Here is a 21,086-nt window from a genome sequence, read left to right as displayed (position 1 = left end):
AGGGGAAGCGCATGTCCGTCGGAATGAACGAGCTCAAGCTCAACGAATACGGCCGCCTGAAGCGGGTCGCCCTGCGGCGCCCGGAGCAGGCGATGCAGGGCCAGGCCAAGGTCGATGCCGAATGGCAGGCGCTGAACTACCACACCCGGCCGGATTTCAACCTCGCCGTCGCCGAGCACAAGCGGCTGGTCGAGATCATCCAGGGCGTCGGCGCCGAGGTCGTCTACCTGCCGGCGCAGGAATCCCTCACCATGGACAGCCTCTATGTCCGCGATGCGGCGACGGTCTGCGCGCGCGGCGTCATCCTCTGCAACATGGGCAAACCGGCGCGTTCGGCCGAACCCGGCGTCCACGGCGAGCATTTCAAGAAGGCCGGCATCCCGGTCGCCGGCGCCATTACCGGCGCGGGCAAGGTCGAGGGCGGCGACATCATCTGGCTCGACCAGCGCCATGTCGGCATCGCGCGCGGCTACCGCACCAATGCCGAAGGGATCCGGCAGTTCAAGGAGATCGTCGGCGGCGACGTGCATGTCGAGGTCGCGGTCCTGCCGCATTACAAGGGCCCCAGCGACGTCTTCCACCTGATGTCGATCATCAGCCCCTTGGACGAGAAGCTGCAGCTGGTCTATTCGCCGCTGATGCCGGTCACCTTCCGGGAATGGCTGATCGACCACGGCCATCAATTCGTCGAGGTGCCGGACGAGGAGTTCGCCAGCATGGGCTGCAATGTGCTGGCGATCGCCCCCCGCGAAGTGGTCATGGTGAAAGGCAACCCGGAAACCAAGCGGCGGATGGAAGCCGCCGGCTGCAAGGTCAATGTCATCGACGCCGACGCGATCTCGGTGCCGGGCGAAGGCGGCCCGACCTGCCTGACCCGTCCGCTGATCCGGGCTTAGCCGCGCAAGGATCGGAGAGATTCCGGCGGGCGGAGGGACTACATCTGACCATCCGCAATGGAGGTCCGCCATGTCGTTCCGCATTTCCAGCCTGCCGGTCGAGCCCTTCCGGGCCCTGTTCGGCCTTTCCGACGAAGAGCTGCTGAAGCACGGCGCCCGCCGCGCCATCTGTGACGAGAAGCCGGGATTTCCCTGCCGGGTCACCCTGGCCGATGCCGAGCCGGGCGAGACGCTGCTGCTGCTCAATTACGGGCATCTGGACCAACAGAGCTCGCCCTATCGCGCCAAGGGTCCGATCTTCGTCCGCGAGACGGCGAAGGCGGGGCGGGACGTGGTCGATGCGGTGCCGGATTACCTGGCGCGGCGGCTGCTCTCGATCCGCGCCTATGATAAGGCCGGCATGATGCTGGAGGCCGACGTGGTCGACGGCAGCGAGCTCTCGCCGATGATCGAGAAGCTGTTCGCGATCGACGGGGTGGACTATCTGCACGCCCATTTCGCCCGGCGCGGCTGTTACGCGGCGCGGATCGATCGGGCTTAATCTTTCCAAGGATCGGCTCGGGAAACAGGCGGAGGTTCCTCTCTGCCCCCTTTTTCTGTTGCGCTTGCGAATAATTCGCATTTGCGTTAGCGTCGCGGCCTCATCTATCGATCGGAGAGAGGCTGGAGACGATGCGACACATGGGGAAATCAATCGGCGCAGCGGCGATCCTGCTGGCGGCGACGGGTGCGGCACAGGCGGACGTCACCTTTCTAGACCATCGCGGCAAGGTGATCACCTTGAAGGAGCCGCCGAAGCGCATCGTCTCGATGTTTGCTTCCGGCCCGCTCGTTCACAGTGCGGTCGAGGGGACGACCGAGCATATCGTCGGCGTCAACGTGAAGGGCAAGAAGACCTATTCGAACGGGATCTATGAAGAGCTGATGCCGGAGCTGCTGAAGCTCAACTTCGACGTCGCCGGCGAGGGCTTCGCGCCCAATGTCGAGGCGATCCTCGCCCTGAAGCCCGACCTCGTGCTGCAATGGGTGTTCGATCCGAAGATCATCGAGCCGCTGGAGCGGGTGAACCTGCAAGTGGTCGGCTGGGATTGCTGCACCAACCAGCACCGCCGCGATTACCTGATGCTGGCCGGCTATACCTCGACCCGCATCGATCGCGCCCAGACCATTCTCGCGACCCAGGACAAGTCCTGGAAGGCGCTGACCGACACTTTCGCCAAGGCGAAGCTGGCGAAGTCCACCGGCATGCTGGTGGTGGACCAGGTCAAGGAGAGCATCCAGGTCGTTGCCAACAGCTCCCAGGATTTCACGCTGACCGGGACGCAGAACCTTGCCGCCGACGATTCCGGCGAGTGGTGGCGCACCATCGACGCCGAGCAGCTGCTGGTCTGGAATCCGCAGATCATCGTCATCCCGGCCTATGCCCAGGACCTGAAGCCCGCCGACATCTACGGGAACCCGATGTTCGCCGCGGTTGACGCGGTGAAGAACAAGCGGGTCTACAAGTTCCCGCAGTTCAACCGCTCGCCGGATTCAGCGGAGATCTATCTCTCCGACGAGTGGCTGGCGCGCGTGGCGCACCCGGACCTGTTCCCGGAGAAGAATTTCACCGCCACGGTCAAGGACGCCTACAAGTTGATCTACCAGAAGGACGTCACCGAGGATCAGGTGAAGTCGATCCTGGAGCTTGAGCAGAACAAGGGCTCCACCGGATATAACGATATCCTCGGCTGATCCCATCGTGCGGACTGCGACGGCGACCTGGCGTGACAGCTTCGCCGCACTCGATGTGCGGCGGCGCGGCTGGCTCGTCATCGCGGCGCTCACGCTGCTGCTGGTCCTCTCCGTGGTCTACTCGGTCACGCTGGGCCGCTACGGCGTCAGCATGACCAATGCCTGGCTGATCCTTTGGAACCACGTCGTGCCAGTGGCAAATCCCACCTGGAGCGACGTGGATGCCAACGTGGTGACGGCGGTGCGGCTGCCGCGCATCCTCGCCGCGCTGCTGGTCGGTGCCGGCCTGGCGCTGTCCGGGGCGGCGCTGCAGGGCTTGTTCCGCAACCCGCTGGTCGATCCCGGCATCATCGGTGTCACCGCCGGCGCCGGCTTCGGCGGGACTTTGGCGATCCTGCTGGTCGGCGGCGGCACGGTGGTGCTGGGTGCCGCCTTCGGCAGCGGCATCGCCAGCCTGCTGATCGTCCGTTTCCTGGCGACGGTCAAAGGCCGTACCTCGACCTTGACCTTCGTGCTGGCCGGCGTGGTCGTCACGGCCTTCTTCGAGGCGGCGATCTCGATCATCAAGCTGCTGGCCGATCCGCACCAGAAGCTGCCGGCGATCACCTATTGGCTGATGGGCAGCATCGCCTCGACCGGCTACAAGGACCTGGTGCTGATGGCGGCTGCGATCGTCCCGCCGTCGATCCTCATCTTCATGCTGCGCTACCAGATCAACATCCTCTCGTTGGGTGAGGAGAAGGCACGCGCCCTGGGCTCGCCGATCGAGCGGGTGCAGTGGATCGTCTATGCCGCCGTCGCCTGTATCTCGGCAGGCATCGTTGCGACCTGCGGCATCATCGGCTGGGTCGGTCTGGTGATCCCGCATCTCGCCCGCGCCATGGTCGGACCGGACCACGGCCGCCTGCTGCCGGTCTCGGCGCTGCTGGGCGCGATCTACATGCTGCTGGTCGATGACATCGCGCGCACGGTTACGGTCGCCGAGCTGCCGATCGGTATCATCACCGCCTTGATCGGCGTGCCGGTCTTCGGGGTGATCCTGCGCCGCCTCCAGTCGAAGAGCGGATGGGCGCATGATTGAGGTCCGCGACCTCGGGGTCTCGCTCGGCGGGCGGACCATCCTCGAAGGCTACAGCCTCGGCGTGGCCAAGGGCGACGTGCTGGCGATCCTCGGCGCCAACGGCGTCGGCAAGACCACCTTGCTGAACTGCCTGGTCGGGTTGCGGCATCCCGACAGCGGATCCGTCGCCAAGACCGGACGCATCGGCTACGTGCCGCAGCTCTTTCAGGCGACCTTCGCCTTCTCGGTGCTGGACATCGTGCTGATGGGCCGGGCGCGGCATCTCGGGCTGTTCACCGCCCCGCGCAAGGCCGACTACGCGGTCGCCGAGCGCTATCTCGAGCTGATGCAGGTGGCGCATCTGCGCGACCGGCCGTTCAACGCTCTGAGCGGCGGCCAGCGGCAGCTGGCGATCATCGCGCAGGCGCTCGCCTCCGAATGCGAGATCCTGATCCTCGACGAGCCCTGTTCGGCGCTCGATTACAAGAACCAGGCCGTCGTGATCCATACCTTGCGGCGGCTCAACCGCGACATGGGGCTGACCATCGTCTTCACCACCCATGCGCCGCAGCATGGGTTGGAGGTTGCCAGCCACGTGCTGCTGATGAACGACCGGCGGCGCTATCGCCACGGCCCGGTCAGCGAAGTCCTGACCGCGGAGAACCTCTCCAGCGTCTATGACGTTCCCATCGCCCGGGCCGAGTTCGCCCCGGACGGACGCTTCACCTTTGCGCCCACATATGCCGCATGAACGCCATCCTGCCGACCAGAACCAAGAAGATCGCCTACTTGACCTGGGGCTGCGCCAGCCAGCTGACCAGCTACCAGGATTTCGCGCATCTGCTCGACGACATGGTCTACCTGCGCGAGCTGGAGACCTGCGATCTTGGTCAGTATGCCGCCGTGGTGATCCCGGACAGCATGGATGCCGTCACCATCCGCCGCTATGCGGCGCAGCTGAACGCCTATGTCCGCAACGGCGGCTTCCTGGTCGCCTTCTCCTGCAAGGGCATCCATGAATGGATCGACGTGGTCGAGCTGAAGATGCGGCCGATCGACGCCAAGGACTGGCTGTGGTGGACCAAGCCGCAGCCCTATCTGGAGATCAAACAGCCGGAAGAGCCCCGGCACCCGATCTGCGACGTGATCCCGCTGAAGGACATGAGCTGGCACTGGTTCGGCGTGTTCGACCATCACCCTGAGGCGATCAGCGCGCTCGATCTCGACGATGACAGCGGCAGCCTGTTCCTGGATTTCCCGAAGCTTCCAGGCGGCGGGCGCCTCATCGTCTCCACCCTCGACCCGCATGTGCATAACGGCGAGCGCTTCATGCCGGCCTGCGCGCGGTTCCTGAAGGCGTTCTATCCCTGGCTCAACCGCGAGCTCGGCATCGTGCGGGAGACCGAGGATTTCACCGTCACCTACCTGCAGTGCTACGAGGACTCCGAGGAATGGTCCGCGCCCGGCTTCGCCGAGAGCTTCGAAGGCACCTGCGGCTGCGTGAAGTTCCATCCACAGTACCAGCTCGACGCCGCCGTTCTGGCGGAGACCGACATCCTGTTCATCCCGCATATCCACGACCAGTTCTTCCTGCGCGAGAAGCAGGACCTGCTGCTCGATTACCTGGCGCGCGGCGGACACCTGATCCTCTGCGCGGAGCCGGCGATTCCGTTCCTGCCGTTCCTGCACAGCTTCCAGGCGGTGCCGCCGCGGCCCTTCACCAACATCCAGGTGCGGGTCCGCAACGATCCCTTGGGCTTCTTCAAGAACATGCCGGAGGGCTTCGACGGCTGGCAGGGCATCTTCGGCCAGTATGTGCGCGGCTGGTCGACCATGCCGGAGGGTGCGATCTGGCTGACCGATATCGGCAGCGCCGAGGATCCGAAACCCGCCGACTGGCTCTGGCAATACCCGACCGATCACGGCCGTGGCGGCCTGGTGTTCATGCATAACGGCGACAACATGATCCGCTATCCGGATCGCGGGCCCCACAAGCAGGGGCTGGTGCGCGACATCTGCCTGGGGCTGATGTCGCACAAGGGGTTGCTGAACCGTTTCTGACACCTTCAGAGACCTAGGGCCGCCGCCGAGCCAGCGCGCGTAGATCATCGATTGCCACCACACGAGAAAGTAGTATTATATTGCATCCAGAATGCAGGGGATGCACATGGGAGAAATAGCTCTTCGGGTGGCCGACCCGAACAATCCGGAAAAGTCGACAGTCATCCTATTCGAATCATCATCTGGCGACATGGTGCTGCCGGCCGGCGTCAGAGGGATTGAGGAAATCCAAGGTGTTGCGAAGGACTTCGGCGAACAATTGCAGCCGGTCATCCTCATGGCGAGGCAAGCGCTGGAATCGTTGAAGAGTATTGCTCCAGGAAAGATTCAAATTGAGTTCGGCATCGAAGTTGGCGGCAAGGCCGGCATTCCCTTGGTCACCGAGGGCTCGGCAAAAGCCAACTTCAAAGTGACGCTTGCTTGGCCGTAACGCCTTTCGATTTCTTCGCTGATCAACAGAGGTATGGGTCGATGGCCTATGCGCTTCGCGTAACCGACCAAGAGACGGCCCGCGTCGTCAGCGTACTCGGCGCTGAGAACCGCATCCTTGGCTCCGGCTGTCTCTTGGACGCGCACCACGTGATGACGTGCTCGCACGTTGTTGCCAGAGGCGCCGCAACGGGCAATGTCAACGTCAGACTGGTCGGTGTGATCGGACAACCGATCGTGAAGACAGATGTCACGGAAGACTGGGGAAAAGACGACAAAGCTTATTCGTCTGACCTTTGTCTGCTACGGATTCGTTCTGAGGAACAATTGGCGATTACCCCCATCCAGTTTGCAGCTCCGCTCCGTCATGGTGGAAAAGTATTCTCAGTCTTCGGCTTTCCCGGCGGCGACCCTCAAGGCCGCAATGTTCGGGGCTCGCTGTCTGCGGCGGATGCACTTGGTTTGGTTCAGATGGATAGCAACAGCAATCTTCTGGTGGAGGGAGGCTTTAGCGGTGCGCCCGTGTGGTGCGAGGACCTGGGAGCGTTTGTCGGATTGGTGGTAGCAGAGCAATCTGGAAAGAAAGTCGCATGGTGTATTCCCAGTCGAGTCCTATGCCTGCACTACAACGACCTTGCGGTTAGATTTCGGATTCCAAAAGTAGATCGTCCCGTCATCAATGATTACTTGCTTGACGATCCAAACATCGAATTGTTCGGAACCATTTCCGACAACGGGTCGCGGAAGCTGATTTGTAAAGTACGCAGATCCAAGAAATCCGGAGGATTCGTCGCGGAGTGTTCCTACAAAGTTATCGGCGGTGAGCCCGCACGGGGCGGATGTGTGACATTCATTACCCATCCGAGCTTCGATTCCTCAACGAGCCGCGGCGAAGATGCCTATGAGCTCTTTGCGCAACTCGAGGGGAATGGCGCCAGTGTCGAATTTTATCCGGGGGGCAGCTTTACCGTCGCAGCAGTCGGCGACGGCGGTGATACGGCTCTTGCATTCGATCTGGAGAAGGTCTGGCCGGACTAACCGGCTTAGACACTACCCTCGGCGCCCATCAGCTGCCGCCTGGCGTAGTGCAGGTGGCTGGTCACCATCGCCACGGCGCCTTCGACGTCGCGGCTTGCAATGGCCTCGGCCAGCGCCCGGTGCTGGCGGTTGTAGTCGGCGATACGCTGCGGGGTGAGGATCTTGTCGCGCATCGAGGCCCATTGGTCATGGGCGCGAATCTCGTTCACCCGGCGGTAGATCCAGAGCATCAGCGGGTTGTGCGAGGCCTCGGCGATGCGGATGTGGAACTGGGTGTCCCATTCGGTGAATCGCGTCGGGTCATTGCCGGCGGCTTCCGCCATCTCGCAGGCCTCGACCAGCTTCTCGAGGTCCTTGGCTGAAGCGTTGAGCACGGCGAGGCGAGTCATATAGGGCTCGATCGCGAGCCGCGCCTCGATCAGCTCCACCGGCGAGGTGATCTCGGCGATGTCGTCGGTTTCGCCGGGCTGGCGGTAGGAGACGAAGGTGCCGCTGCCGATCCGGCGCGCCACCAGCTTGTCGGTCTCGAGTCGGTCGAGGGCGAGACGCACCGTGGTGCGCGAGGCGTTGAAGGCCTCGGCCAACTGGCGCTCGGCTGGCAGCTTCTGGCCGAATTTGTAGCTGCCTTCCACGATCGCCTGGCGAAGTTGGTCGGCAATCCAGGCCGAGCCGCGCGCCGCATCCACCGGGACCACCGTGGGACCGGTTTCCGCGAGGGTGGCCGTATCCGTGGCCTCTGCACCAATTCGAGCCAATTCAATACCTTTGTAAAAAATAGGTTGGCAAATGGGCCATGCTATGCTGAGATTATGGGCGCGCCGAACCGCACCGGTCAACTCGCAGCGACGTGAAGAACAGCGGAATCGGATGGGGAAGCGCGTCTCTTCTGCTGCTGTACCAGTTCTTCGACCTGCCTCGGAGTGGACTCGGCCATGGCGCTTCCCGCGCAAGTGAAATTCGTTGTCATCGGTGCCGGTATTCATGGCCTGAGCTCGGCCTGGCATCTCGCTGAAAATCTCCGCAAGTCCGGGAAGGGCAGCGGCAAGGACATCCTCCTGATCGATAAGGGCGGGATCGGCTCAGGCGCCTCGGGCATCGCCTGCGGCGTCGTGCGCAACAACTATTTCCAGCCGGCCATGCGCCGGCTGATGGCGCACAGCGTCTCGGTCTGGGAGCGCGATCCCGAAGCCTTCTCCTATCACCCGGTTGGCTATATGCAGATCAGCCCCGAGGTGATGCACCAGGACGTGGCCTCGATCTACGCCCAGCAGAAGGAGATCGGCTATCCCTCCACCTTCATCGAGGGCGAGAAGGACTGCATGAAATACATGCAGGGCCTGTTCTCGGACTGGCAGGCCAAGGGCATCACCTCGGTCCTGCATGAGAAGAAGGGCGGCTACGCCAACAACACCGCCTCGCTCTACGGCCTCGCCAAGAAGGCGGAGGACGAGGGTGTCCGGATCATGACCGGCGTCAAGGTCACCGGCTTCAAGCGCGACAACAAGGGCGCCATCACCGCGGTCGAGACCGACAAGGGCTCGGTGCAATGCGACCAGGTGATCGTCGGCGTCGGCCCCTGGGTGCGCGCGATCTGGCACATGCTCGATCTCCCGGATGCGATCTCGATCAAGGGCAAGGACGGCAAGGTTCACGAGAACGTGCCGATGTGGGTCTATTGGTCGCTGCAGGAAGGCACGCTCGGCGTCGATCCCGACTACCAGAAGACCAACGACGGCAAGATGCCGCCGGTTATCCATGTCGATACCGACGCGCCGCTCTATTCCGATGAAGACAAGTCGCTGATCACCGACAAGCTCTGGGGCATCTATTACAAGCCGGACTTCCATTTCGGCGGCATCCAGGGCGGCGCGATGCCGTTCAAGGTGAAGAAGAAGATCGACGACGTGGCGGTCGACCCTTACGGCACCGAGAGCCCGGATTTCATCGTCGGCGACGACTTCGCGCATATGTGGGTCTCGGCGCTCGCGTTCTGCCAGAAACGCTTCGAGGGCCAGATGCCGAAATACAAGAAGGAGCCCTCGGGCGGCATCGGCTGCTTCACCGCGGACAGCTTCCCGGTGTTCGACCGGTTCTGCGAGAACGCCTATTTCATCGCGGATTCCAACCACGGCTACAAGATGATCGGCGTCGGCAAGCTGGTCGCGGACGACATCTGCGGCATGGGCGACGAGATCCTGCGGCCGTTCCGCTTCTCGCGCTTCGCCGAAGGCAAGCTGCATCCGACATCCAATTCGCCCTTCCCCTGGAGCTGAGGAGGAGAAGGACGAGGTACTGAGAGTTCTCGGCGGGGGACCGCCGATACAGGGAGGCGGGGCTTTCCGAGGCCCGCCGATAATAAACGGGAGAACTCAGATGACTGACCTCGAGGCACATGTAAACGCCAAGGGCCGCAAAGAGCTCGTCAAGCAAGTCCGCGACAAGATCAAAGAACTCGACATCAAGTATATCTACTACCAGTTCGTCTCCGTCACCGGCCGCATCGTCGGCAAGGGCATCCCGGCGGATCATTGGGAATCGGTCGCCGAGAAGGGCTTCCAGCTGGTCTACGGCTCGACCGCGAACCTCTTCACCGATCGCCACAAGCGCTATATCGGCTACGGCCCCGAGGCCTCGGAGCTGGTCGGCATTCCCGACCCCGAGACCTTCGTGCAGCTGCCCTGGGACAAGCGCGTCGCCCGCGTCTTCTGCACCTGCTTCCGCAACCGCGAGGAGCGCAAGAATCCCGGCGGCCACCTGACCTCGGATTGCCGCGGCAATCTCCGCATCCTGCACAACGAGTTCCAGAAGAAGCACAAGGGCCTGCATCTCCGCCACGGCTGCGAGCCGGAGATGATGTGGCTGAAGAAGGGCGCCGACGGATTGCCGGACGGCGGCTTCTCCAAGCCGAACTGCTATCACATCGACCAGTTCGAGAAGCTGCGCCCGGTCTTCATGCGGGTGATCGAATACGCCAACGCCATGGGTCTCGACATGATCCAGGGCGACCATGAGGACGCGCCGGGCCAGCTCGAATTGAACTTCATGTTCGACGACTGCATGCGCACCGCCGACCGCCTCACCACCTATCGGCAGATCTGCGCCCAGGTCGCGCGCGAGTTCGACCTGATCGCCTGTTTCATGCCGAAGCCTTTCATGGGCGTCTCGGCGTCGGGCTGCCACCACAACCTCTCGCTCTGGCGCGGCGGCCAGGACACGGTCAACGACCTGCACAACAAGCCGCTGCCGGGCATGAAGGACGTGTTCTCCTACCGCAAGGGCGGCGAGAACACCTTCCTGCCCTTGAAGGGCCAGGCCAAGCCGGGACCGATCGGCCTCAACTGCATCGGTGGCGTGATCAAGCATCTGGGTGCCTTGACCGCGCTCGGCTCCTCGACGGTGAACTCCTATCGCCGGCTCTGGGATACGGGCTTCTGGGCACCGGTCTTCGCCGACTGGGGCTACCAGAACCGCACCTGCGCCTTGCGCATCTCGGCGCCGGGCCGCTTCGAGTACCGCTCGGTCGATGCCGCGGTGAACCCCTATCTGATGGCCGGCGCGCTTCTCAAGGCCTTCGACGACGGCATCACCTCGAAGCTCGACCCCGGCGAGCCGGAAGAGCGCAACATCTACGAGGCGATGTCGGCCGGCAAGAAGGTGAAGAAGCTGCCGATGTCGCTCGGTGAATCTCTGGATCGCCTGGAGAACGACGAAGTCATCAAGTCGGCGCTGCCGGACGAGATGTACCGGGTCTTCAAGCATTACAAGACCGACGAGTGGGAGCGCTACATGGCCACCGTCACGCATTGGGATCTCGAGACCTATTGGGACTGCCTGCCGTAACAGCAATTGGATGGAGTCATTGTGGGGCACCCCCTCCTAACCTCCCCCGAAGACGGGGGAGGGACGCGATCAAAGCCCTCCCCCGACTTCGGGGGAGGGTGGGGAGGGGGTGCCGCAGACTCCGTGCGGAACGAGAGAAGGGAGTAACGCCATGTGCGGAATTGCGGGACTGATTCACCGCGGCAAGACCGGCGATATCGGCAAGGAAATGACGGCGATGCTGCAGAGCCTGAAGCATCGCGGCCCGGATTCCACCGGCTATGCGCTCTACGGCTCGCCCAAGGGCAACGCCCTGGTGATGCGCTGGAAGGCGGCCGAGCAGGAGGAGATGAAGCACGGCTTCCACATCCATGAGGAAGTCAAGGAGCGCAAGAAAGAGGTCGAGAAGCGCCTCAAGGAGCTCGGTGCGCAGGTCGTCTCCGAGGAAGACGCCACCGAATACGCCTACCGCTCGGTAATCGACTACGGCGGCGACAAGCGCAAGCTCGCCAACTACATCGAGGACATCGAGGGGGTCGAGATCCTGTCGCTCGGCTACGGCCTGGAGCTGATCAAGGATCTGGGCGATGCCGCCGTCGTCTCGGACCAGTATCACCTGCAGGGCTTCAAGGGCAGCCACGCGATCGGCCATACCCGCATGGCGACGGAATCCGACGTCGATATCCGCTCGGCGCATCCCTATTGGGCCTATCCGTTTGCCGACGTCTCGGTCGTTCATAACGGCCAGCTCACCAACTACTGGGGCGGCCGGCGCGATCTGGAACGCCGCGGCCACCGCTTCATGTCGAACTGCGATTCCGAGCTGATCGCGGTCTATCTGGCCGACAAGATGCAGCAGGGCGCCAAGCTCGAGGACGCGATGAAGGAATCCATCGATGAATTGGATGGCGTCTTCACCTATGTCGTCGCCACCGCCGACAGCCTCGGCATGGCCAAGGACGTGATGGCCGCCAAGCCGATGGTGCTCTACGAGAGCGACGACTTCGTGGCCCTGGCCTCTGAAGAAGTCGCGATCCGCAGCATCTTCCCGAAAGAGATCGACACCTTCGACCCCTATGAGGGCGAGGTTCGGGTCTGGAAGCGATAACGAGAGAACGGAAACCTGCCATGGCGCTTCGTACCAAATCGCATGACATGGGGATGCACACCGAGCGTCTCTCGGGCCGCACCCAGCAACGATTCTTCGAGCCGGATGCCGAGGAGAATTTCACCTATCCCGGCGCCTACGACGTCGACTTCAACAAGCGCGCCGAGTTCGATGCGGCAAAGCTGACGCCGACCGAGATCAACCACAAGATCCGCGAGCTGCTCAGCAAGGGCAACGGCACCATCGTGCTGAAGAACCCGGGCGCCAAGCACGGGGTCGCGGTCGGCATCCTGAACAAGCTGAACTTGATCATCGAGGGCAGCCTCGGCTACTTCGGCGTCGGCCTGATCGACGGGCCGAACGTCCGGATCAAGGGCCGGGTGGGTTGGTCCTGCGCCGAGAACATGCTGGCCGGGACCGTGATCGTCGAGAAGAACGCGGGCTCGACCTTCGGTGCCGCGATCCGCGGCGGCGATCTGGTCTGCATGGGCGATGTCGGCGCCCGCATGGGCATCGACATGAAGGGCGGCACGATCATCGTCGGCGGCAGGGCCGGCGCCTTCTGCGGCTTCATGATGCAGCGCGGCCGCATGGTGATCCTCGGCGATGCCGGCAAGAACCTCGGCGATTCGATGTACGACGGCACGATCTATGTCGGCGGCAAGATCGAGGAACTCGGCGTCGATGCAGTGCCGGGCGAGATGACCGAGCTCGACTGCCAGTGGCTCGAACGGAAATTGAAGCTCTACGGCCTGAAGGCGCCGAAGGGCGTCAAGAACATGACCAAGATCGTCGCCGGGCGTCAGCTCTGGAACTACGACAATCTCGAGCCTTCCGAGAAGAAGCTCATTCTGTAATCCGGGGATCGAAAGGAAACTCTCATGGCAAACGCGAAGAAGACCCCGGCGAAGAAAAGCACGCCCAAGCTGGCAAAGTCGAAGGCCGCGGTTAAGCTGATCAAGACCGCGCCGAAGCCGGCCGGCAAGCCCGCGCCGAAAAAGAACAAGAAGCCGCTGTCGCGCGACACCCATCGGCTGGGCAACAGCTTCATCTTTCCCCCGACGGTGATCGACGATATCCATATCAAGTCGGAGCTCGGCCGCTACCGCATGCGCGGCTTCTCGCTCTTCAAGAAGATCCCGAGCTGGGACGACTTGACCTTCCTGCCCGGAACGCTGACCCGCTTCGTGATCGAGGGCTATCGCGAGAAATGCCTGACCAAGACCGTGATCGGTCCGAAGGCCAAGCGCCCGCTGGTGCTCGACATCCCGGTCTACATCACGGGCATGAGCTTCGGCGCGCTCTCCTTCGAGGCGAAGATCGCGCTGGCCCGTGGCGCCACCATGGCCGGCACCGCGACCTGCTCCGGCGAAGGCGGCATGATCCCCGACGAACGCCGCTATAGCTCCAAGTGGTTCTACCAGTGCATCCAGTCGCGCTATGGCTTCAACCCGCACCACCTGCAGCTGGCCGATGCCTGCGAGTTCTTCATCGGCCAGGGCTGTAAGGTCGGCTTGGGCGGCCATTTGATGGGCCAGAAGGTGACCGACCAGGTCGCGGAAATGCGCTCGCTGCCCGCCGGCATCGACCAGCGCTCGCCGGCACGCCATCCGGACTGGCTTGGCCCCGATGATCTCGCGCTGAAGATCAACGAGGTGCGCGAGGCGACCGACGGCCAGATCCCGATCCAGCTGAAGCTCGGTGCGGCCCGCGTCTATGACGACGTCCGCATGGCGGCGAAGACCGGTCCTGACTCCATCTACATCGACGGCATGGAAGGCGGTACCGGCGCCGGCCCGCATGTCGCGACCGAAGAGACCGGCGTTCCCGGCATCGCCGCGATCCGCCAGGCCCGCAAGGCCTTGGACGACGTGGGCAAGTCGGGCGAGATCAGCCTGGTCTATGCCGGCGGCATCCGGAACGGCGGCGACGTCGCGAAGGCCTTGGCGCTCGGCGCCGACGCGGTCGCGATCGGTCATTCGGCGCTGATGGCCTTGAACTGCAACAAGGATATCCCGGAAGCCGACTTCCCGAACGAGATCGGCTGCGAGGCGGGCTATTGCTATCACTGCCATACCGGCCGCTGCCCGGTCGGCGTTGCCACCCAGGATCCGAAGCTGCGCGCGCGGCTGGATCCCGACGAGGCGGCGGAGCGGGTCTACAACTTCCTGCACTGCCTCACCATCGAGGCGCAGATGATGGCCCGCGCCTGCGGCAAGACCAACATCCACTCGCTGGAGCCGGAAGACCTCGCGGCCCTGACCATGGAAGCCTCCGCGCTTGCCCAGGTGCCGCTCGCCGGCTCGCAGCACACCGTCGGCCGCCCCGACATGAACCGGTACTGAGGAGCGCATCATGGCAAAACCGACCGCGCCGAAGGGCGGCAAGGGCAAGGACGACGTCAACAAGTTCCTGAAGTCGCCGTCAGGCTTGGATTCCGCGCGCGAGAAGGAGATCGGGCAGCACATCGGCTATCGCTACGATGTGAACCTAGTGCCGGATTACGGGCGGATCACGCCCTTTCTGAAGAAGTACATGGAGATCATGGGCTGGGACGACCTCAACTGGCTCGAGGACGTCCACATGGGCTACGAGGAAGGTAGAGCGGCGGTGTTCGACCGCAACATCAACGGCTGGGTGACGGTGCCGAAGAACATCAAGCTGCCGGACAACCAGCAGGACCGCGACATGATCGCGCGCGAGCTGCTGATCAAGTTCCAGATGTCGAAGCGTCACCCGATGGTGGACCTGAACAAGGCCTATCGGAAGTTCTGATCACCTCGAGGAAGCCCTCGCTCCGGTCATTCTCGGCCGGAGCGGGGGCTCTTTTTCAGGCGGCGTCTACTTGCGCGCGGCGCCAATCGGGGGTGAAGCAGAGCACGCGGACGCCGGCCGGCATGTTCGGGTTGAACAGGCGATTGTGCCAATAGGTGGACTGATAGAGCGGATCATGCTCCGGCAATTCCACGACCGAGACCGGCAGTCGGAACCGCTGGCCGTATTCGGCGAAGTCCAGCAGGACGCGACCGTGGTTCAGCATGGTGTCGCTGATCGGCGCCGCGGGGCCGAACAGGGCGGTCAGCCGCTCGTCGAAATCGGCGGATTTCTGGAAATAGCCGGCGGCCATATGCTCGATCGCCTTCTCCCAGCGCTCGACCGGGTCCTGGGTCTTCAGGACCTGGTGGCGGAACAGGGAGGTCGTATGCTCCGGCTCGCTCTTGTGGATCACCACCATGACGCCGGGATGAAGCTCGCTGTCGTCCTCGGCGAGAACGGCGGGCCGCATGCCGGGCGACGGGCGGCCGGCGCCGTCGCGCATGGCGATCTGGCGAATCCGGCATTGCCAATGCAGGAAGTCGTCGCGCACCTTCTCGGCGGCGGGACCCATGCGGACGACGTTGTTGCTGGCGCGGCATGCCATGGCGCAAGGGTGCAGCGGCGCGGGCAGTTTGGCAAGATGCAGGGTGATGAATGATGGGAAAGTTTGTTGAACCGGGGGAAAACCGCGGCTATCGTCGGGCGACCTCTGTTTCTGCTGAAATCCTGGGGATCTGACGCGAATGTTGCCGGCCTTTTTGCCCACCGGGCTGCTGAAATACGGGCTCCGCAAGAAGTACCCGGCGTTCCGCTACATCCCGCCGGCAAGCGAGCTGAAATCCCACTATGACGTGGTGATCATCGGCGGCGGCGGCCATGCGCTCGCCTGCGCCTATTACCTCGCCCGCAACCACGGCATCACCAATGTCTGCGTGCTGGAGCGCGGCTATCTCGCCGGCGGCAACACCGCGCGCAACACCGCGATCATCCGCTCCAACTATCTGACGCCGGAAGGTGTCAAATTCTACGAGGAGTCGCTGCGGCTCTATCGCGATCTCTCCCAGGATCTCGACTTCAACATCCTCTATTCCGAGCGCGGGCATTTCACCCTGGCGCATACCGATGCCGCCATGCGCACCAGCCGCTGGCGGGCCGAGGTGAACAAGCATCTTGGCGTCGATTCGGAGCTGATCTATCCGGACGACATCGCCAAGCTCTGCCCGTCGCTGAACATGAGCGACGACGTGCGCTACCCGATCCTGGGCGCGCTCTACCATCCGCCGGGATCGATCGCGCGCCACGACGCGGTCGCCTGGGGCTATGCCGCCCGCGCCAGCCAGATGGGGGTCGAGATCCACCAGCAGACCGGCGTCACTGGCCTGGTCATCGAAGGCGGCAAGGTGAAGGGCGTCGAAACGACGCGGGGCACGATCGGGGCCGGGCAGGTGATGCAGGCAGTCGCCGGCATGACCTCGGTCGTTGCCAAGATGGCCGGCTTCAAGCTGCCGATCCGCACCATCCCGCTGCAGGCCTGCGTCTCGGTGCCGCTGAAGCCCTTCCTGGACCAGATCATCGTCTCGGGCAGCCTGCACGTCTATGTCTCGCAGTCGTCGCGCGGCGAACTGGTCATGGGCGGTTCCACCGATCCTTATGGCCTCTACTCGACCCGCTCGACCCTCGATTTCAAGGAAGGCCTGCTCGGCCATATGCTGGAACTGCTGCCGATGCTGGGCGAGGTGAAGATCCTGCGCCAATGGGCCGGCATGGCCGACATGACGCCGGACTTCTCGCCGATCATGGGCCTGACGCCGCTTGAGAACTATTACATCGACAGCGGCTGGGGCACCTGGGGCTTCAAGGCGACACCGGTCTGCGGCAAGACCATGGCCTACACCATCGCCAACAACAGACCGCACGAGCTGATCGAGCCCTTCTCCTACGAGCGCTTCCTCACCTACAGCCAGGTGGGTGAAAAGGGCGCCGCTTCGGTGGGGCACTAGCCATGAAAATCATGAACTGTCCGCTTAACGGTCCGCGCAACATCAGCGAGTTCGTCTGGGGCGGCGAAGTGAAGCCGATGCCCGACGATGCCAAGCTCAGCGACCGCGACTGGGCCGACTACGTCTTCCTGGAGAACAACACCGCCGGCGTGGTGCGGGAATGGTGGTGCCATGTACCCACCTCCTTCTGGTTCATCGCCGAGCGCAACACCGTGACCGATGAGATCGTGAAGACCTATCCGGCTTCCGAGGTGTTCAAATCGCGCGTCGACTTTGCGGGAGCGAAACCATGAACGCGCCCGTGCCCTATGGCGGCATGAACCGCCTGCCCAATCGCGGCCAGTTCATCGACCGGACGAAGCCGGTCACCTTCAGTTTCGAGGGTGCCTTCGTCGAGGGCTACCAGGGCGATACGATCGCCAGTGCACTTTGCGCCAACGGGCAGTGGATCGTCTCGCGCAGCTTCAAATATCACCGGCCGCGCGGCGTGCTGACCATGATCGGCCAGGACGCGAACACCCTGGTCCAGGTCGCCGACGAGCCGAACTGCCTCGCCGACAAGCGAAAGATCGCGCCGGGCCTGGTGGTCGAGGGACAGAACTACTTCGGCTCCTTCGAGAGCGACGCCGGCCGCTTCGTCGAGTGGGTCTCGAAATTCCTGCCCGTGGGCTTCTACTACAAGACCTTCCACGAGAAGCGCAGCTCCTGGAAATTCTGGGAGCCGATCGTCCGCAAGATGGCCGGCCTCGGCAAGATCGACCCGCACGCGCATCACGGCTACTACGACAAGCAGTATCTTTTCGCCGATGTAGCGGTGATTGGCGGCGGCCCGGCCGGCATGGCGGCGGCAATCGAGGCCGCGAAGGCCGGCGGCGAAGTCATCCTGATCGACGAGAACCCGAAGCTCGGCGGCTGCCTCAACTATGCGCGTTTCGACGAGAGCGGCGAGGCAGCCTGCAAGGCGGACGGCGACCTGCTCGGCGCCGTTCGGGCCGCGACCAACATCAAGGTCATGACTGATGCGGTGGTGACCGGCCTCTTTGCCGACAACTGGATTCCGATCGTTCGCGGCAATCGCTTCTACAAGCTCCGCGCCAAGGCTGTGGTGGTCGCGACCGGCTCGATCGAGCAGCCGGCGGTGTTCCGCAACAACGATCTGCCCGGCATCATGCTGGGCTCGGCGGCGCAGCGCCTCATTCATTTCTACGGCGTGCGCCCCGGCCGGAAGGCCGTGGTGCTGACCGCCAATGACGACGGCTATGCCCAGGCGATCGACCTGCTGAAGATCGGCAGCGAAGTGGCGGCGGTGGTCGACCTCCGCGAGGTGCCGCCGGTGACACCGCTTTCGTTCGCGGTGCGCAAGGCCGGCGTGCCCGTGGTGACCGGCTCGGCGATCCAGGAGGCCTATCACCACAACAAGGAGCATGTGATCGGCGTCGCGGTGGCGCCGATCATCGGCGAAGGTAAGCTGGGCGATCCCACCGCCAGCTATGACTGCGACCTGGTGCTGATGTCGACCGGCTACAGCCCGGCGGCGCATCTGCTGCTGCATGCCGGCGCCAAGTTCCAATACTGCGTCGAAAGCTCCATGTTCCAGCTCGACCATCTCCCGACCGGCATCTATGCCGCGGGCTCGGTCGGCGGGGTGTTCAGCCTCGACCAGGTGCGTGCCGATGGTGCGCGGGCCGGCTGGCAGGCAGCGAAGCAGGCAGGCCTTTCGGTCGGTGCCGAGCCGACCAATCCCGGCGAGATCTGCGCCAAGAACCAGACCCATCCCTGGCCGATCTTCCCACACGCCAAGGGCGGCGAGTTCGTCGATTTCGACGAGGACCTCAAGTACGAGGACCTGATCAACGGCATCGCCGACGGCTTCGACAATGTCGAGCTGCTGAAGCGCTATTCCACGGTCGGCATGGGCCCGTCGCAAGGCAAGCATTCGGCCGTCGCCGCGGTGCGGATCGTCGCCCGCGAGACCGGGCGCGACCTCGCCTCGATGACCGTGACCACCCAGCGCCCACCCTACACGCCGGAGAAGTTCGCCCATCTCGCCGGCCGGATCTTCGATCCCGAGCGCCGTACGGCGATGCACCACCGCCACCTGGAACTGGGCGCACAGATGATGCCGGCCGGTATCTGGTGGCGCCCGGCCTATTACGGCAAGAAGGGCGACCGCGAGAAAGCGATCCGTGAGGAGGTGCTGGCGGTCCGCAACAATGTCGGCCTGATCGACGTCTCGACCTTGGGCGGCCTCGACGTCCGCGGGCCGGATGCGGCCGAGTTCCTGAACCGCATGTACACCTTCACCTACACCAAGCTCGCGGTCGGCAAGTCGCGCTACGTGCTGATGACCGACCAGGCCGGCGTGATCACCGATGACGGCGTCGCCTGTCGCTTCGGCGAGGAGCATTTCTACGTCACCGCGACCACCAGCGGGGTCGATGCGGTCTATCGCTCGATGCTGCAATGGAACGCGCAATGGCGGCTGGACGTCGATGTCGCCAACGTCACGGCGGCCTATGCCGGCGTGAACATCGCCGGGCCGAAATCCCGCCAAGTGCTGCAGAAGGTCTGCACGGACATCGACCTTTCGGCCGAGGCCTTCCCGTATCTCGGCGTCCGGATGGGTACGGTCGCGGGTATTCCGGCCCGGCTGCTGCGCGTCGGCTTCGTCGGCGAGCTCGGCTACGAGATCCACGTGCCTTACGGCTATGGCGAGGCGCTCTGGGATGCGCTGATGGAGGCGGGCGCTGCCGAAAACATCCGTCCCTTCGGTGTCGAGGCGCAGCGCGTGCTGCGGCTGGAGAAGGGCCATATCATCGTCAGCCAGGACACCGACGGCCTGACCAATGTCTGGGAGGCCGACATGCCTTGGGCCTTGGCCAAGACCAAGCCCTTCTTCGTCGGCGGCCGCTCCACCCAGATCATGGCGAAGATGCCGCTCATTCGGAAGCTGGTCGGCTTTGTCCTGGATGATCCGGCGCTGCCTTGCCCCGAGGAATGCCACCTGGTGATTCGCGATGGCGAGATCGTCGGCCGCGTGACCTCGGCGGTGCGCTCGCCCAACCTCGGCAAGGTCGTCGGCCTCGCCTATGTGCATCCCGACGACGCCAAGCCGGATGCGAAGATCGCGATCAAGATCGACGGCGGAAGGATGATCGAGGCGCTGGTCGTCGCGCTACCGTTCTATGATTCCGAAGCCAAGCGGCAGGAGATGTAAGCATGGCTCTGCCGAAAGTCTTCGCCCAGAACCAGCTCCGCCGCTCGCCGATCTACCGCGAGACCCAGGCTGCCGGCGCCTTCTGCGAGGTCATCAACAGCTGCGCCGTGCCGATGCATTACGGCAGCCCGGATTCCGAGCTTGGCCGCGCGCAGAAGATGGCGATTGCCGATCTTTCCGGCCTGCCGCGCACCGGCTTCAAGGGCGCAGGCACGGCCGACTGGCTGCAAGGGCAGGGGCTCAGCATCGGCGCCGACAGCAACATGGCCTACCGCCAGGAAGGCGGCGCGCTCGCCGCCCGCCTGGCGCCGACTGAGATCTTCCTGATCGACGGGCTGGAGGGGACCGGCGCGCTGATCGACAAGCTGAACGGCGCCTGGAGTTGGGGCACGGAGAAGCCCCGCAAGCTGATCGGCTATCCGATGCCGCGCCAGGACAGCCATGCCTGGTTCATGATCACCGGTTCGGCGGCACCTGAGATGTTCGCCAAGATCTGCGGAGTCGACCTGCGGCCGCACAAGTTCCGGCCGGGCCAAATTGCGCAAACCTCTTTGGCGAAGATGAGCGGCATCGTCATTAGGGATGACCCCATTGGACCAAATGGGGGGGCGATTCCGGGCTTCCACCTCTTGGCAGACGTCGCTTCCGCCGAGTATCTCTGGGGCGCCGTCCTCGACGCCATGTCGGAGTTCGGCGGTGCGCCGGTGGGGCTCCAGGCCCTGCGCCGGTTGGGCGAGGCCCAAACATGACGAAGCCCTCATAGGCGCTTTGCCATGATGGAATGGCCCCTCTGGGATTTCCAAGGGCTGGCGGAAAAGCGACGGGAAACAGTCGCGGCCAGGCAAAAAAGGGTCACTAAAGCCCACTAATCTCTCGGCAATTTAATCGGCCGACCCGCCCCCAAATC

20 protein-coding genes are annotated in these 21,086 nt (G+C 63.7%); 18 read left to right on the top strand and 2 right to left on the bottom strand.

From position 1 onward, the window contains the following. Nucleotides 1–11: 11 nt before the first annotated feature. From ACH2CY_RS25110 to ACH2CY_RS25075, 8 genes are all read left to right on the top strand, one after another. Nucleotides 12–896 (top strand): dimethylarginine dimethylaminohydrolase family protein, encoded by an 885-nt coding sequence (locus ACH2CY_RS25110; RefSeq protein ID WP_395022571.1) that lies wholly within the window; start codon nucleotides 12–14, stop codon nucleotides 894–896. A 70-nt stretch (nucleotides 897–966) separates the two neighbouring features. Continuing rightward, nucleotides 967–1,437, top strand: a complete 471-nt coding sequence (locus tag ACH2CY_RS25105; RefSeq protein ID WP_395022570.1) for a DUF1203 domain-containing protein — start codon at nucleotides 967–969, stop codon at nucleotides 1,435–1,437. A 140-nt stretch (nucleotides 1,438–1,577) separates the two neighbouring features. Beyond that, nucleotides 1,578–2,630 carry an ABC transporter substrate-binding protein gene (locus ACH2CY_RS25100; RefSeq protein WP_395022569.1) on the top strand — a complete coding sequence of 351 codons (1,053 nt, stop codon included), beginning with the start codon at nucleotides 1,578–1,580 and terminating at the stop codon, nucleotides 2,628–2,630. Nucleotides 2,631–2,637: 7 nt separating this feature from the next. Continuing rightward, nucleotides 2,638–3,711 (top strand): FecCD family ABC transporter permease, encoded by a 1,074-nt coding sequence (locus ACH2CY_RS25095; protein WP_395022568.1) that lies wholly within the window; start codon nucleotides 2,638–2,640, stop codon nucleotides 3,709–3,711. Next, a complete protein-coding gene (locus tag ACH2CY_RS25090; protein WP_395022567.1) occupies nucleotides 3,704–4,441 on the top strand; it encodes an ABC transporter ATP-binding protein in 738 nt (245 codons plus the stop codon). The genes ACH2CY_RS25095 and ACH2CY_RS25090 overlap by 8 nt, the downstream gene beginning before the upstream one ends. Then, nucleotides 4,438–5,751, top strand: a complete 1,314-nt coding sequence (locus ACH2CY_RS25085) for a hypothetical protein (RefSeq protein WP_395022565.1) — start codon at nucleotides 4,438–4,440, stop codon at nucleotides 5,749–5,751. Before ACH2CY_RS25090 ends, ACH2CY_RS25085 begins: the two co-directional genes overlap by 4 nt. Before the next feature lie 127 nt (nucleotides 5,752–5,878). Then, entirely contained in the window at nucleotides 5,879–6,181 is a 303-nt protein-coding gene (locus ACH2CY_RS25080; protein ID WP_395022564.1) for a CU044_2847 family protein, read from the top strand. Nucleotides 6,182–6,222: 41 nt separating this feature from the next. Then, on the top strand, nucleotides 6,223–7,218 hold the full coding sequence (locus ACH2CY_RS25075) for a serine protease (protein WP_395022563.1): 996 nt from the start codon (nucleotides 6,223–6,225) through the stop codon (nucleotides 7,216–7,218). 5 nt (nucleotides 7,219–7,223) lie between these two features. Here the strand turns inward: ACH2CY_RS25075 and ACH2CY_RS25070 are convergent, their stop codons facing one another. Then, a complete protein-coding gene (locus ACH2CY_RS25070; protein WP_395022562.1) occupies nucleotides 7,224–7,913 on the bottom strand; it encodes a FadR/GntR family transcriptional regulator in 690 nt (229 codons plus the stop codon). 237 nt (nucleotides 7,914–8,150) lie between these two features. On the opposite strand from ACH2CY_RS25070, the gene ACH2CY_RS25065 reads away from it, so the two are divergent. From ACH2CY_RS25065 to ACH2CY_RS25040, 6 genes are all read left to right on the top strand, one after another. Next, a complete protein-coding gene (locus ACH2CY_RS25065) occupies nucleotides 8,151–9,491 on the top strand; it encodes an NAD(P)/FAD-dependent oxidoreductase (RefSeq protein WP_395022561.1) in 1,341 nt (446 codons plus the stop codon). A 100-nt stretch (nucleotides 9,492–9,591) separates the two neighbouring features. Continuing rightward, a complete protein-coding gene (locus ACH2CY_RS25060; RefSeq protein WP_395022560.1) occupies nucleotides 9,592–11,058 on the top strand; it encodes a glutamine synthetase family protein in 1,467 nt (488 codons plus the stop codon). 151 nt (nucleotides 11,059–11,209) lie between these two features. Beyond that, nucleotides 11,210–12,145: a glutamine amidotransferase gene (locus ACH2CY_RS25055; protein WP_395022559.1), complete on the top strand. Its 936-nt coding sequence runs from the start codon at nucleotides 11,210–11,212 to the stop codon at nucleotides 12,143–12,145. Between the two features lie 20 nt (nucleotides 12,146–12,165). Beyond that, entirely contained in the window at nucleotides 12,166–13,002 is an 837-nt protein-coding gene (locus tag ACH2CY_RS25050) for a GXGXG motif-containing protein (protein ID WP_395022558.1), read from the top strand. 24 nt (nucleotides 13,003–13,026) lie between these two features. Beyond that, nucleotides 13,027–14,490: an FMN-binding glutamate synthase family protein gene (locus ACH2CY_RS25045; RefSeq protein ID WP_395022557.1), complete on the top strand. Its 1,464-nt coding sequence runs from the start codon at nucleotides 13,027–13,029 to the stop codon at nucleotides 14,488–14,490. 10 nt (nucleotides 14,491–14,500) lie between these two features. Continuing rightward, complete coding sequence (locus tag ACH2CY_RS25040) at nucleotides 14,501–14,920, top strand: hypothetical protein (RefSeq protein WP_395022556.1); 420 nt, start codon at nucleotides 14,501–14,503, stop codon at nucleotides 14,918–14,920. Between the two features lie 55 nt (nucleotides 14,921–14,975). On the opposite strand, the gene ACH2CY_RS25035 is transcribed toward ACH2CY_RS25040, so the two are convergent. After that, the gene (locus tag ACH2CY_RS25035; protein ID WP_395022555.1) at nucleotides 14,976–15,566 is read right to left on the bottom strand and encodes a hypothetical protein; all 591 of its coding nucleotides are present in this window, start codon (nucleotides 15,564–15,566) and stop codon (nucleotides 14,976–14,978) included. A 139-nt stretch (nucleotides 15,567–15,705) separates the two neighbouring features. Between ACH2CY_RS25035 and ACH2CY_RS25030 the strand changes: the two genes are divergently transcribed. Genes ACH2CY_RS25030 through ACH2CY_RS25015 form a run of 4 tightly spaced genes read left to right on the top strand, consistent with a single transcriptional unit; the run spans nucleotide 15,706 to nucleotide 20,928 of the window. Further along, nucleotides 15,706–16,962 carry an FAD-dependent oxidoreductase gene (locus ACH2CY_RS25030; RefSeq protein WP_395022554.1) on the top strand — a complete coding sequence of 419 codons (1,257 nt, stop codon included), beginning with the start codon at nucleotides 15,706–15,708 and terminating at the stop codon, nucleotides 16,960–16,962. A gap of 2 nt (nucleotides 16,963–16,964) precedes the next feature. Then, complete coding sequence (locus ACH2CY_RS25025; protein ID WP_395022553.1) at nucleotides 16,965–17,255, top strand: sarcosine oxidase subunit delta; 291 nt, start codon at nucleotides 16,965–16,967, stop codon at nucleotides 17,253–17,255. Continuing rightward, complete coding sequence (locus ACH2CY_RS25020; RefSeq protein ID WP_395022552.1) at nucleotides 17,252–20,179, top strand: 2Fe-2S iron-sulfur cluster-binding protein; 2,928 nt, start codon at nucleotides 17,252–17,254, stop codon at nucleotides 20,177–20,179. The genes ACH2CY_RS25025 and ACH2CY_RS25020 overlap by 4 nt, the downstream gene beginning before the upstream one ends. A 2-nt stretch (nucleotides 20,180–20,181) precedes the next feature. Continuing rightward, a complete protein-coding gene (locus ACH2CY_RS25015; RefSeq protein ID WP_395022551.1) occupies nucleotides 20,182–20,928 on the top strand; it encodes a hypothetical protein in 747 nt (248 codons plus the stop codon). Nucleotides 20,929–21,086: the final 158 nt, after the last annotated feature.

It is taken from the genome of Dongia sp. (assembly GCF_041905885.1).
Taxonomy (GTDB): Bacteria; Pseudomonadota; Alphaproteobacteria; order Dongiales; family Dongiaceae; genus Dongia.
Note: the sequence above shows the minus strand (reverse complement) of the source record. Positions and strands in the feature narration are given on the sequence as shown.